Annotated in this window: 12 protein-coding genes; 11 read left to right on the top strand and 1 reads right to left on the bottom strand. The window is 65.2% G+C overall.

The features are described from left to right. Nucleotides 1–54 precede the first annotated feature (54 nt). The 10 genes from AC1D00_RS07665 to AC1D00_RS07620 all read left to right on the top strand — a co-directional run bounded on the left by AC1D00_RS07665 (nt 55) and on the right by AC1D00_RS07620 (nt 11,469). Nucleotides 55–1,092, top strand: a complete 1,038-nt coding sequence (locus AC1D00_RS07665) for a class 1 fructose-bisphosphatase (RefSeq protein WP_135177430.1) — start codon at nt 55–57, stop codon at nt 1,090–1,092. A gap of 10 nt (nt 1,093–1,102) precedes the next feature. After that, nucleotides 1,103–1,978, top strand: a complete 876-nt coding sequence (locus tag AC1D00_RS07660; protein WP_027546252.1) for a phosphoribulokinase — start codon at nt 1,103–1,105, stop codon at nt 1,976–1,978. A 16-nt stretch (nt 1,979–1,994) separates the two neighbouring features. Beyond that, a complete protein-coding gene (tkt, locus tag AC1D00_RS07655; RefSeq protein ID WP_477010240.1) occupies nt 1,995–4,013 on the top strand; it encodes a transketolase in 2,019 nt (672 codons plus the stop codon). 12 nt (nt 4,014–4,025) lie between these two features. After that, nucleotides 4,026–5,111 carry a class II fructose-bisphosphate aldolase gene (gene fba, locus AC1D00_RS07650; protein WP_477010239.1) on the top strand — a complete coding sequence of 362 codons (1,086 nt, stop codon included), beginning with the start codon at nt 4,026–4,028 and terminating at the stop codon, nt 5,109–5,111. Nucleotides 5,112–5,140: 29 nt separating this feature from the next. Further along, the gene (locus AC1D00_RS07645) at nt 5,141–6,601 is read left to right on the top strand and encodes a form I ribulose bisphosphate carboxylase large subunit (RefSeq protein ID WP_027546249.1); all 1,461 of its coding nucleotides are present in this window, start codon (nt 5,141–5,143) and stop codon (nt 6,599–6,601) included. Between the two features lie 11 nt (nt 6,602–6,612). Further along, nucleotides 6,613–7,017 (top strand): ribulose bisphosphate carboxylase small subunit, encoded by a 405-nt coding sequence (locus tag AC1D00_RS07640; RefSeq protein WP_404558339.1) that lies wholly within the window; start codon nt 6,613–6,615, stop codon nt 7,015–7,017. A gap of 100 nt (nt 7,018–7,117) precedes the next feature. Next, complete coding sequence (gene cbbX, locus AC1D00_RS07635) at nt 7,118–8,050, top strand: CbbX protein (protein WP_477010238.1); 933 nt, start codon at nt 7,118–7,120, stop codon at nt 8,048–8,050. Next, nucleotides 8,047–8,784, top strand: a complete 738-nt coding sequence (gene rpe / locus AC1D00_RS07630) for a ribulose-phosphate 3-epimerase (protein WP_477010237.1) — start codon at nt 8,047–8,049, stop codon at nt 8,782–8,784. The genes cbbX and rpe overlap by 4 nt, the downstream gene beginning before the upstream one ends. 268 nt (nt 8,785–9,052) lie before the next feature. After that, nucleotides 9,053–10,873: a putative bifunctional diguanylate cyclase/phosphodiesterase gene (locus tag AC1D00_RS07625; protein WP_477010236.1), complete on the top strand. Its 1,821-nt coding sequence runs from the start codon at nt 9,053–9,055 to the stop codon at nt 10,871–10,873. Nucleotides 10,874–11,256: 383 nt separating this feature from the next. Then, nucleotides 11,257–11,469, top strand: coding sequence for a hypothetical protein (locus AC1D00_RS07620; RefSeq protein ID WP_027546244.1), 213 nt, complete (start codon nt 11,257–11,259; stop codon nt 11,467–11,469). A gap of 20 nt (nt 11,470–11,489) precedes the next feature. Here the strand turns inward: AC1D00_RS07620 and AC1D00_RS07615 are convergent, their stop codons facing one another. Continuing rightward, the gene (locus AC1D00_RS07615; RefSeq protein ID WP_477010235.1) at nt 11,490–12,326 is read right to left on the bottom strand and encodes a universal stress protein; all 837 of its coding nucleotides are present in this window, start codon (nt 12,324–12,326) and stop codon (nt 11,490–11,492) included. A gap of 213 nt (nt 12,327–12,539) precedes the next feature. Between AC1D00_RS07615 and AC1D00_RS07610 the strand changes: the two genes are divergently transcribed. Beyond that, nucleotides 12,540–13,141: trypsin-like peptidase domain-containing protein (locus AC1D00_RS07610; RefSeq protein ID WP_477010234.1), on the top strand; the 602-nt coding region annotated here is incomplete at its 3' end.

Genomic DNA, 13,141 nt, shown 5'->3' with positions numbered 1-13,141 from the left:
CTGCCTCCACCGTGGAGGGAAATGGATGCGGCGCCGGCCAGGGGATGGACGCAGATGACCGGGCAACTCAGGCTGGACGACCACCTTCAACGGTACTCGGAGACCGCGCCCCACGCGCTGGCGGTGGCGACCGCAGTCGATGCCATCGCGGCGGCGGCGATCGAGATCGCCGACCTCATCGGCACCGGCGATCTCGCGGACGCCTCGGGCCTGACCACGAGCCGCAACAGCGACGGCGACGTCCAGCGGGATCTCGACGTCCAGGCGGATGCGATCCTGCGCCGCTGTCTCGGCAAGCTGCCGATCGCAGCGCTGGCGTCGGAGGAGATGCGCGAGCCGCAGATCGTCGATCGCGCGGCCAGGATCTGCGTCGCGATCGATCCGCTCGACGGCTCCTCCAACATCGACATCAACATGACCGTCGGCACGATCTTCTCGATCCTGCCCGCGCCCGACGATCTCGCGCTCGCCTTCCATCAGCGCGGCTCGGCGCAGCTCGCGGCGGGCTTCGTCACCTACGGTCCGCAGACCTCGCTGGTGCTGACGCTCGGCGACGGCGTCGACATCTTCACGCTCGACCGCAAATCCGGCTGCTTCCGTCTCGCGCGCAGCGCCGTGCAGATCTCAGAAGCGGGCGAGGAGTTCGCGATCAATGCGTCCAATCGCCGGCATTGGGATCCTCCGGTGCGCGCCTTCATCGACGAGTGCCTTGCCGGCGTCGAAGGCCTCGCCAATCACGATTTCAACATGCGCTGGATCGGCTCGCTGGTCGCCGAGACCTATCGCATCCTCACCCGCGGCGGCGTGTTCCTCTATCCCTCGGACGCACGGCCCGGCTATGGCGACGGCCGCCTGCGCCTCACCTACGAGGCGCATCCGATGGCTTACATCATCGAGCAGGCCGGCGGCTCGGCCTCGACCGGACGCGAGCGCATCCTCGATTTGTCTGCGCAAAGCCTGCACCAGCGCGTGCCGCTGATCATGGGCTCGAGCAACGAGGTGCGGCGCGTCGAAGAATTGCATTGCGATCCGCTGCTGGTTGCCAGCGTCTCAGCGCCGCTGTTCGCGCGGCGCGGCTTCTTCCGGCTGTGAGGAGGGACACATGTCCAGGAAGCATCCGATCATCTCCATCACCGGCTCCTCCGGCGCCGGCACGACCTCGGTCAAGAAGACGTTCGAGCAGATCTTCTTCCGCGAGAAGGTCAACGCCGTCTACATCGAGGGCGACGCCTTCCATCGCTATGACCGCGCCGAGATGCGCACGCAGATGGCGAAGGAGGCCGAGCGCGGCAACAGGCATTTCAGCCATTTCAGCCCCGAGACCAACCTGTTCGAGGAGCTGGAGCGTGCCTTCCGCGACTACGGCGAGACCGGCACGGCGGTGACGCGACACTATGTGCACGATGCCGAGGAATCCGCGCTGCACGGTGCGCCTCCCGGCACCTTCACGGAATGGGAGCGGCTGCCGGAGAATTCGGACCTGCTGTTCTACGAAGGCCTGCACGGCGCCGTCGTCACCGACAAGGTCAACGTTGCGCGCTACGCCGACCTGAAGATCGGCGTCGTGCCCGTCATCAATCTCGAATGGATCCAGAAGCTGCACCGCGACCGCAGCGCGCGGGGCTATTCGACCGAAGCCGTCACCGACACCATTCTGCGGCGGATGCCTGACTACATCCACTACATCTGTCCGCAATTCACCGAGACCGACATCAATTTCCAGCGCGTGCCGACGGTGGACACTTCCAATCCGTTCATCGCGCGCTGGATCCCGACGCCTGACGAATCGATGGTCGTGATCCGCTTCAAGAACCCGCGCGGCATCGACTTCCCGTATCTGCTCTCGATGCTGCCCCACAGCTGGATGTCGCGCGCGAATTCGATCGTGTGCCCCGGCGCCAAGCTGGACCTCGCGATGCAGCTGATCCTGACGCCGCTGATCATGCAGCTCATCGAGCGCAAGCGAAACCTGAAGTGAACAAGGAGAGAATGCGATGAACATCTCCGTCCATGCCGAAGCCGACCTCACGGCTGTCGCGCATAACGATCTCGCCAACGCCGTCCGCTTCCTCGCGGTCGATGCCATCGAGACATCGCAGTCCGGCCATCCCGGCCTGCCCATGGGCATGGCCGATGTCGCGACCGTGCTGTTCTCGCGCTTCCTGAAGTTCGACTCGGCGCACCCGAACTGGCCGGATCGCGATCGCTTCGTGCTTTCCGCGGGCCACGGCTCGATGCTGCTCTATGCACTGCTCCATCTCACCGGCGGCGCCGTCAGCCTCGATGACATCAAGGCCTTCCGGCAATGGGGCTCGAAGACACCGGGCCATCCCGAATACGGCCATACGCCAGGGGTCGAGACCACGACGGGGCCGCTGGGGCAGGGGATTGCCACGGCCGTCGGCATGGCGCTCGCCGAGCGCATGGCCAATGCGCGGCATGGCGATGGGCTCGTCGACCACTTCACGTATGTCATCGCGGGCGACGGCTGCTTAATGGAAGGCATCAGCCAGGAGGCGATCTCGCTCGCCGGCCATCTCCAGCTCGGCCGCCTGATCGTGCTGTTCGACGACAACGGCATCTCTATCGACGGACCGACGTCGCTTGCGACATCGGACGACCAGCTCGCGCGCTTCGCCGCCTCCGGCTGGTCGGTGCGCCGCGTCGATGGGCACGATCCCGAAGCGGTTGCGCAGGCGATTGCCGAAGAGCGCGAAACCACAAAGCCGTCGCTGATCGCCTGCCGCACCGTCATCGGTTATGGCGCGCCGGACCGGCAGGGCACAGAGAAGGCGCATGGCGCGCCGCTCGGCACCGAGCAGACCGCTGCGGCGCGCCGGACGCTCGGCTGGGATTATCAGCCCTTCGTGGTGCCGATCCCGATCCTCAAGGCGTGGCGCATGATCGGGCAGCGGGGACAGGTCGAGCGTCTCGCCTGGCTCGATCGCTATGAAAGTGCTTCGCCCGAGCAGCGCGACCTGTTCGTCGAAGGCAGGGTCGTCGCCCTGCCGGCCGCCTATGCGCTGGCCGCGGCGAAATTGCGCGAGCGCTTTGCGAGCGAGCGGCCGAAGCTCGCGACGCGGCAGGCCTCGCAACAGGTGCTGGACGGCATCGCCGGGACAATTCCGGGCCTCGTCGGTGGCTCTGCGGACCTGACGCATTCGAACCTGACTCATGCCAGGGCGCAAACTCCCGTCAAGAGCGGGGCGTTCGCCGGCGACTACATCCACTACGGCATTCGCGAGCACGGCATGGCCGCCGCGATGAACGGCCTCGCGCTGCACGGCGGCTTCATTCCCTATGGCGGCACGTTCCTCGCGTTCTCCGACTACAGCCGGCCGGCGATCCGCCTTGCGGCCTTGATGCGGCTGCGCGTCATCCACGTGATGACGCACGACTCCATCGGTCTCGGAGAGGACGGCCCGACGCACCAGCCGGTCGAGCATCTCGCCGCGTTGCGCGTGATCCCGAACCTCCTGGTGTTCCGCCCCGCCGACGCGGTAGAGACGCTGGAGGCCTGGGACTGCGCCCTTGCGGCGGAGCATCGTCCCTCCGTGCTCTGCCTGTCGCGGCAAGCCTTGCCGACGTTCCGCAGTGATGCGCGCGGCAGAAACCGTGTCGCGCGCGGTGCCTATCTCGTGGTCTCGCCGGATGGCGGCCGCGATGTGACGTTGATGGCGACCGGTTCGGAAGTCTCGATCGCGCTGGAAGCCGCCCGCCTGCTCGCGACCGAGCACATCCGAGCGGCCGTGGTCTCGGCGCCCTGCTTCGCGCTCTTCGAGGAGCAGCCGGAGGATTACCGCGCCACCGTGCTCGGCACCGCGCCGCGTGTCGGGATCGAGGCGGCCGTGCCCGGCGATTGGCCGCGCTGGATCGGCGCCGACGGTGAATTCGTCGGCATGCGCGGCTTCGGCGCTTCGGCGCCGGCGTCGGTGCTGTATCGCGAATTCGGCATCACGCCGCAAAACATCGCGGAAGCCGCCCGCCGGGCGATCGCCCGCAAGAGCCAATAAGGAGGACGACCCTTGGCCCGTATCACCCTTCGCCAACTGCTCGATCACGCCGCCAGCCACGGCTACGCGGTGCCGGCATTCAACATCAACAACATGGAGCAGGGGATCGCGATCATGCAGGCGGCCGCCGAGGTCGATGCGCCCGTGATCATCCAGGCCTCGCGCGGCGCGCGCAGCTATGCCGGCGATCTCATGCTGTCCCACATGATCGACGCGCTGGAGCGGACTTATCCCGACATCCCGCTCTGCATGCACCAGGACCACGGCAATGACGAGGCGACCTGCGCGTCCGCCATCGCGCACGGTTTCACCTCGGTGATGATGGACGGATCGCTGAAAGCCGACGCCAAGACCGCGGCCGATTACGACTACAACGTCGCGATCACCCGCCGCGTCGTCGATCTCGCCCATTGGGTCGGCGCTTCGGTCGAAGGCGAGCTCGGCGTGCTCGGCTCGCTCGAACATGGCGGCGGCGAGCAGGAGGACGGTCATGGCGTCGAGGGCAAGGTCAGCCACGACCAGCTGCTGACCGATCCCGACCAGGCCGTCGATTTCGTTCGCGCGACGAAAGTCGATGCGCTGGCCATTGCAATGGGCACCTCGCACGGCGCCTACAAGTTCAGCCGCAAGCCCGATGGCGATATCCTGGCGATGCGGGTGGTTGAGGAGATTCACCGCCGGCTGCCGAACACGCATCTCGTCATGCACGGCTCGTCCTCGGTGCCGCAGCCGCTCCAGGACATGTTCAACCAGTTCGGCGGCGAGATGCCGCAGACCTGGGGCGTGCCGGTGGAAGAGATCGTGCGCGGCATCAAGAGCGGCGTGCGCAAGGTCAATATCGACACCGACTGCCGTCTGGCGATGACCGCGGTGTTCCGGAAAGTGGCCGCGCAGACACGCTCCGAGTTCGATCCGCGCAAATTCCTCAAGCCGGCGATGGACGCGATGCGCGAGCTCTGCCGCGAGCGCTTCGAACAGTTCGGCACCGCGGGCCACGCGAGCAGGATCAAGGTCGTTCCCCTGAGCGAGATGGCGCGGCGTTATCGCGCCGGCGAGCTCGATCCGCGCGTCGACGCCCGAGAGTCGGTCGCCGCCTAGTCATTCAGAGAGAAGAACAGGAGAGAGTCATGAATGCACATACCGGCACGGTTCGCGGCAAGGAGCGCTATCGCTCGGGCGTCATGGAATACAAGCGCATGGGCTATTGGGAGCCCGATTACACGCCAAAGGACACCGACGTCATCGCGCTGTTCCGCGTCACGCCGCAGGAAGGCGTCGATCCGATCGAGGCGTCCGCTGCGGTTGCCGGCGAGTCCTCGACCGCGACCTGGACGGTGGTGTGGACCGACCGGCTGACGGCCGCCGAAAAATATCGCGCGAAATGCTATCGCGTCGATCCGGTGCCGGGCACGCCGGGCTCGTATTTCGCCTACATCGCCTACGATCTCGACCTGTTCGAGCCGGGCTCGATCGCCAACCTCTCGGCCTCGATCATCGGCAACGTGTTCGGCTTCAAGCCGCTGAAGGCGCTGCGGCTCGAGGACATGCGTTTCCCCGTCGCCTATGTGAAGACGTTTCAGGGACCGGCGACCGGCATCGTGGTCGAGCGCGAGCGGCTCGACAAGTTCGGCCGGCCGCTGCTGGGCGCAACCGTGAAGCCGAAGCTCGGGCTTTCGGGGCGCAATTACGGCCGCGTGGTCTACGAGGCGCTGAAGGGCGGGCTCGACTTCACCAAGGACGACGAGAACATCAACTCGCAGCCCTTCATGCATTGGCGCGATCGCTTCCTCTATTGCATGGAGGCGGTGAACCGTGCGCAGGCCGCTTCCGGCGAGGTGAAAGGCACGTACCTGAACATCACCGCGGGCACGATGGAGGACATGTACGAGCGCGCGGAATTCGCCAAGGAGCTCGGATCGTGCATCGTCATGATCGACCTCGTGATCGGCTACACCGCGATCCAGTCGATGGCGAAATGGGCCCGGCGCAACGACATGATCCTGCATCTGCATCGCGCCGGTCACTCGACCTATACGCGGCAGAAGAGCCACGGCGTGTCGTTCCGCGTCATCGCCAAATGGATGCGGCTTGCCGGCGTCGATCACATCCATGCCGGCACGGTGGTCGGCAAGCTCGAAGGCGATCCGAACACCACGCGCGGCTATTACGATGTCTGCCGCGAGGATTTCAACCCGACCAAGCTCGAGCATGGCTTGTTCTTCGACCAGTCCTGGGCGAGCCTGAATAAGATGATGCCGGTGGCCTCCGGCGGCATCCATGCCGGCCAGATGCACCAGCTGCTCGATCTCCTGGGCGAAGACGTCGTGCTGCAATTCGGCGGCGGCACGATCGGCCATCCCATGGGCATCGCGGCGGGCGCGATCGCCAACCGCGTGGCGCTGGAGGCGATGATCCTCGCCCGCAACGAGGGCCGCGACTACGTCCATGAAGGGCCGGAGATCCTGGCCAGGGCGGCCGAGACTTGCACGCCGCTGAAGGCGGCGCTCGAAGTCTGGAAGGACGTCACCTTCAACTATCAATCCACCGACACGCCGGACTTCGTGCCGACTGCGCTCGAAACCGTTTGAGGAGACGCAACATGAAACTCACCCAGGGCTGCTTTTCGTTCCTGCCCGACCTCACCGACGATCAGATCGCCAAGCAGGTGCAGTATTGCCTCGCAAACGGCTGGGCGGTGAATATCGAGTTCACCGACGATCCGCACCCCCGCAACACCTATTGGGAGATGTGGGGCCTGCCGATGTTCGACCTTCAGGACGCCGCCGGCGTGATGATGGAGCTCGCCCAATGCCGCAGGGTGTACGGCGACCGATACATCCGTATCAGCGGCTTCGATTCCAGCCATGGCTGGGAGTCGGTGCGAATCTCGTTCCTCGTCAACCGGCCGCCGCAGGAAGCGGAATTCGAGCTGGTGCGCCAGGAAGTGGGGGGGCGCGCGATCCGCTACACCACCGTGCGAAAGACGCCTGCACACGTGTCCTAGTCATCCGTTTCCGCGCGGAGCTCTCCCTGCTCCGTATCCTTGGCGGACCACTGCTTCGCCGCTTCCCCCCCGCGGCGAAGCTTTTTTCTTCGAGGTGCCGATGCTTGACGTGCCCCATGCGACGACCGCCGAAGGCGGCGAGACCAATTTCGATCTCCGCAAGGAAGCCGAAGCGGCCGGGATCACGGATACGCTGCAGCAGCTCGAGCAGGAGCTGGTTGGCCTCCGGCCGGTCAAGAACCGCGTACGCCAGATTGCCTCGCTCCTGCTGATCGAGCGCATCCGGCAGCGTGCGGGCCTCGCCTCCGCGCCGCCGACGCTGCACATGTCGTTCACGGGCAATCCCGGCACCGGCAAGACCACCGTGGCGCTGCGCATGGCGAAGATCCTGCACGGGCTCGGTTTCGTGCGGCGCGGTCAGGTGATCTCCGTGACGCGTGACGACCTCGTCGGCCAGTATATCGGCCACACCGCGCCGAAGACGAAGGAGATCTTGAAGAAGGCGATGGGCGGCGTGCTGTTCATCGACGAGGCCTATTATCTGCACCGGCCGGACAATGAGCGCGACTACGGCCAGGAGGCGATCGAGATCCTGCTTCAGGTGATGGAGAACCAGCGCGAGGATCTCGTCGTGATCCTCGCCGGTTATGGCGAGCGAATGACCAGCTTCTTCGCTTCCAATCCCGGCTTCCGTTCGCGCATCGCCCACCACATCGAGTTTCCGGACTATGCGGAAGCCGAGCTGCTCGTCATTGCCGAGCTGATGCTGAAGGAGCGCGGCTATCGCTTCTCGGCGGCCGCGCGCGAGGCGTTTGAAAGATACATCGCGCTGCGGCGGACCCAGCCGTTCTTCTCCAACGCGCGCTCGATCCGCAATGCCGTCGACCGCATCCGCTTGCGGCAGGCCGATCGGCTGGTGTCCGATCTCGACCGGATGCTCGAAATTACCGACCTCGAGACCATCGATCCCGTGGACGTGCTGGCAAGCCGCGTCTTCAGCGGCGGGGCCGACGTGCGGAGTGCAAAGCCATGACCAGCGAGATCCTTATCGCTCCCTCGATCCTGGCTGCGGACTTCGCCCGTCTCGGGGAGGAGATCGCAGCCATCGACGCGGCCGGCGCGGACTGGATCCATTGCGACGTCATGGACGGACATTTCGTCCCGAACATCAGCTTCGGCGCCGATGTCATCAAGGCGATCCGGCCGGTGACGAAGAAGATCTTCGACGTGCATCTGATGATCGCGCCGGTCGACCCTTATCTCGAGGCGTTCGCGAAGGCCGGGGCCGATGTCATCACCGTGCATGCCGAAGCGGGACCGCATCTCGATCGCACGTTGCAGGCGATCCGCGCGCTCGGGAAGAAGGCCGGTGTCAGCCTGTGCCCGGCGACATCGGAAGGCGCGATCGAATATGTGCTCGATCGCGTCGATCTGGTGCTGGTGATGACGGTCAATCCGGGCTTCGGCGGCCAGTCCTTCCTCGAATCCCAGCTCGACAAGATCAGGCGCATTCGAACCATGATCGGCGACCGGCCGATCCGGCTCGAGGTCGATGGCGGCATCACGCGCGACAACGCTGCTGCTGTGGCCGCCGCGGGTGCCGATACGCTCGTGGCGGGTTCCGCGGTGTTCCGCGGCAAGAGCAGCGCCGACTATGCCGGCAATATTGCAGCTATTCGCATCGCCGCCGAGGCCGGCCGGGTTCCTCAATCGCAGGATAATTCCGCGCAGCCGCTGCGCGTCGGCGAAAGCGCGCGTCTCCGGTAGACTACGGGAGCCGTGCACCCGGGTGTCGCTTGTGCCAACGCGTGCCACTTTGCTCCGGGGTTCCACGGAACTTGCCTCACAAGGCGATCGGATTCCTTCAGGCCGGGGTAACCACCGCGTCCGCGGCGAACGTTCGATTAACGCCCGCGCAATGCTAAGAGTCTCAATCTGCGGTTCAGGAACGCGAGATATCTGCGGGCATGAGGCCTGCACTCGGCCAGTTGGGGTGGCATGAGCATGCATCGCTTGTTCGCTGAGCAGCTTCGCTGTGCCCACCGAAGCGACCGGATGGGTCGATCTCGACAAGTTGGGCGAACTCGTCAGCGCGGCCTACGAGGCAAACGACCGCGATCGCCAGCGGATCGCCGACGCGCGCGCCCAGACGCACGATCAGGTCGAAGAGGAGTTGCTCCGGACCCGCGAGTTCCTCGATACGATCGTCGAGAATATCCCGATTGCCGTGTTCGCAAAGTGCGCGAAGGATTCCCGCTACATTCTGCTCAACCGAGCCGGCGAGGACTATTACGGCCTGCCCCGCGAACAGATGCTGGGCAGGACTCCCGAGGAGATTTTTCCGGCGGACGTTGCCCGCGTGGTCAACGAGCAGGACCGCAGGGTCGTCGCCAGTGGAATGCCGATGTTCCTCGAGGAACACCTGCTCGAGGTCGGCGTCAAGGGCCACGACCGCGTCGTCAATTCGCGCAAGATGCTGATCAGGGACGGCGCCGGCGATCCGCAATATCTGGTCGGCGTGATCGAGGATGTCACCGAGCGCGTCACGAACCATGAGCGCATCAGTCATCTTGCCCATCATGATGCCATGACCGACCTGCCGAACCGCAGCGCCTTCAACGCGGAGCTGGACGAGCGGCTGGAGCGGGCGCAGGAGGCTTCGACCGGCTTTGCAGTGCTCAGCCTCGATCTCGACCGCTTCAAGGAGGTCAACGACGTGTTAGGGCACCCCGTCGGCGACATGCTGATGCGGGCGGCGGCGGATCGTCTTGCCGCGGAAGCCGACGGCGCCTTCGTCGCCCGCATCGGCGGCGACGAGTTCATGATCCTGATGCCCGACAACGCGCGCCGCGAGGACGTGCTGACGCTGGCCGAGCGCCTGGTCGAGGTGATCCGCAAGGAGCTCGAGGTCGACGACTATCTCTCCCAGGTGGGCGTCAGCGTCGGCATCGCCGTCTACCCCGATGACGGCGTGGATCCCGCGACGCTGCTTGCCAACGCCGATTCCGCGCTCTATCGCGCCAAGCGCGAGGGCAGGGCCCGGGTCTGCTTCTTCGAATCCGAGACGGACCAGGAGCTGCGTGATCGCAGGCTGTTGCAGCACGATCTGCGACAGGCGCTGGAGCAGAACCAGTTCCTCGTCTACTTCCAGCCGCAGGCGCGGATGGATGGCGAGGTCATCGGCTTCGAGGCGCTGCTGCGCTGGAATCACCCGACGCGGGGCTTCGTGCCGCCAGACCAATTCATTCCACTTGCCGAGGAGAACGGGCTGATCATCCAGATCGGCGAATGGGTTCTGCGCGAAGCATGCCGCGAGGCGGCATCCTGGCCACGGCCGTTGCAGGTCGCGGTCAATTTGTCGCCGGTCCAGTTCCAGGCCGGCGACCTCGAACGCTCGATCCACCAGGTTCTGCTGGAGACGGGGCTTACGCCGACGCGGCTCGAGGTCGAGATCACCGAGGGCGTGCTGATCGGCGATTTTACCCGCGCGCTCAATCTGCTGCGGCGATTGAAGGCACTCGGCATCCGCATTGCGATGGACGATTTCGGCACCGGCTACTCCTCGCTGTCCTATCTCCAGTCGTTTCCGTTCGACAAGATCAAGATCGACCGCAGCTTCATCTCCAACCTCGAGGCGACGCCGCAATCGGCCGAGATCGTCCGCGCCGTCCTCAGCCTCGCGCACGCGCTGAATATCCCGGTCATCGCTGAAGGGGTGGAGACGGAGGCGCAGCGTGCCTTCCTGGCGCACGAGGCCTGCGAGCAGATGCAGGGCTATCTCGTCGGCCGACCCGACCTGATCGAGCGCTATCTCGACCTGGTCGGCGTGACCGTGGAGCGCCGCCTCTACGCCTAGTCGCCGCCCGAAACGAAATGAGCCGCCGGTTCCATGCCCGCACGGCTCCAAAGTCGCAGGCTGCGTTGATAGCGTAGCCGTGGTGTACCGCCGTTACCTTGTTTGCGGCCATACGAAAAAAATTATACGCGCGACAGGGACGTCGGGCTGTGCTTTGCCTCACACATGCCGTAACTTTGTGGCTGGTTCGGCGTTGAGCGGTACGCTGCTGAGATCCATCGCCAAACATTTGTAAAGTTTGCGCCAAAGCAAAGCGGCCGCGTTGCRGCACACGTTAACATTCCCGAGACCGACGGCGTTGCGCAGAAAAAGTTTCGCACAAGTGCAATGCCCCTGACGCAAACCGGAGAAATAAGCCGGGTGTGACCGAGAGGGAGATTCTCATGGAGAACGTACGTCGCTACCGTGCGCTGGCGTCCCTCTGTCGCCAGCAGGCGGCCTACCGGCCGCTCCAGAACTGGGAACTCCTCGGCCAGGCCGAACATTTTGAATATCTCGCCGAGCTCGCACTCAAGGCGCATTTCGATGCGTGCAATGTGCAACGCGACGAGAACGCCACCGCAACCGCTGGATGGGAGACCCCCGCTGCGGCGTGAGAGCGCCGGGCCAGCTTCGGTCAGTGCGACATCAGCGTCGGCACGGTCATGGCTTCCAGCATGGCGCGGGTGACGCCGCCGAGAACGCGCTCCTGCAATCGCGAATGGCCGTAGCCGCCCATCACCAGGAGATCGAGGCTCTCGTAGGCCGCCAGCGACAGGATGGTCGGCTGGATCTCGGAGCGGGTGGCTGACAGGCCGTCCGTGCGGGTCGAGAGCCCGCGCCGGCCGAGATGTCGTGCCAGATTGCTTGCCGACACTTCGCCGGGCACCACGTCGGCTTCGTTGATCGTGATGATCACGATCTCTTCGGCGCGCGCCAGGAACGGTGCCGCGTCGCGCATCGCGCGGGCGGCGAGCCGGCTGCCGTCCCAGCAGATGCCGATCCGCCTCGCCTTGAAGGCTCCTCGGAAAGTGTACGGCAGGAACAGCACCGGGCCGCCCGCCTGGAACAGGATCTCGCCGGGCACGTCGTTGTCGAACGAGCTTTGCGCGGGATCCGGCTGAAGCACGATGCTGAGGTCGTGCAGCCGCGCCATCTCGCCGAGTGATCTGGCCGCATCCACCGGGATCGCGCCGAGCGGGTGGCATGTGTAGGAAATGCCGGCGTTCGCCGCCTCGCTTCCGAACACTGCGAGCGCAGTCTCGGCCCGCTCAACTGCGCGCTCGCGTTCCAGTTCGAACACGGCCGCCACGGCGGCCCCGCCGTCCATGACATAAGCTGCACTGGCTGCGACATAGCCGACCGCGGCCGCGTCGAGATGGGCGTTGAAATGCGCTGCGAGCGAGATCGAGCCGTCGATCACCGGACGCATCGGGCGCTCGGTCGGGATGTGGACGAGAATATCCTTGTACATGGTGCGCCTCCGATGGACATCGTTCGGTGGCCGCAGTCTTTCACCGCGCGGGAGGGCGGCGTTGAGCTGCATCAAATGTGCAGCCGTGATGTCCGGCCGCGGCGCCGACCGCACCACCTTTGCCAAGATTTAATCGCGTGGACGGGACACCGTAAGGTGCGAGCGGCCATGTTGCGTGCAAGGCGACACCTGACCCAACATGGACATTTCGACATGAATGACCGCGTCAATTCCGACATCACCACGTCCCGCACGATCTTGAAGCCGCGCCGGCTCGCGCTGCTTGGCACCGTGGCCGCGCTTGGCGTGGCCGTGCTGGCTGCTTCTCCCGGCGCTTCGCCGCTCGGCATAACCTCCTTCATCGCGCCGGCCCAGGCCGCGGAAGGCGCTGCGACTCCGCCGGGCTTCGGCGACCTCGTCGCCAGGGTCAAACCGGCCGTCATCTCGGTGCGAGTCAAGATCGACCAGGACAACGACAAGAGCGCGATGCTGCAACAGAACCGGATGGATTCGGACGAGGACTCCCCGTTCGACCAGTTTTCGCGGCAGTTCGGCTCCCGCGGCCCGGGGGGCATGAACGGTATGCCGCGCCAGCGTCACCAGATGGTCACGGGCGAAGGCTCCGGTTTCTTCATCTCAGCCGACGGCTATGCCGTGACCAACAACCACGTCGTCGACCACGCCGAGTCCGTGCAGGTCACCATGGATGACGGGACGAGTTACACCGCGAAGGTGGTCGGCACCGATCCGAAAACCGATCTCGCGCTGATCAAGGTCGATGGCAAGAAGGACTTCCCCTTCGTCAAGTTCTCCGA

This window comes from Bradyrhizobium sp. P2_E8, from assembly GCF_056403875.1.
This window is presented reverse-complemented; position numbering and strand designations above follow the sequence as displayed.

Coding starts and splice junctions, on each gene's coding strand:
- tkt (WP_477010240.1), top strand. CDS start 1,995: ATGAACATCTCCGTCCATGCCGAAGCCGACCTCACGGCTGTCGCGCAT.
- rpe (WP_477010237.1), top strand. CDS start 8,047: ATGACCAGCGAGATCCTTATCGCTCCCTCGATCCTGGCTGCGGACTTC.
- AC1D00_RS07645 (WP_027546249.1), top strand. CDS start 5,141: ATGAATGCACATACCGGCACGGTTCGCGGCAAGGAGCGCTATCGCTCG.
- AC1D00_RS07660 (WP_027546252.1), top strand. CDS start 1,103: ATGTCCAGGAAGCATCCGATCATCTCCATCACCGGCTCCTCCGGCGCC.
- AC1D00_RS07620 (WP_027546244.1), top strand. CDS start 11,257: ATGGAGAACGTACGTCGCTACCGTGCGCTGGCGTCCCTCTGTCGCCAG.
- AC1D00_RS07640 (WP_404558339.1), top strand. CDS start 6,613: ATGAAACTCACCCAGGGCTGCTTTTCGTTCCTGCCCGACCTCACCGAC.
- cbbX (WP_477010238.1), top strand. CDS start 7,118: ATGCTTGACGTGCCCCATGCGACGACCGCCGAAGGCGGCGAGACCAAT.
- AC1D00_RS07615 (WP_477010235.1), bottom strand. CDS start 12,326: ATGTACAAGGATATTCTCGTCCACATCCCGACCGAGCGCCCGATGCGT.
- AC1D00_RS07665 (WP_135177430.1), top strand. CDS start 55: ATGACCGGGCAACTCAGGCTGGACGACCACCTTCAACGGTACTCGGAG.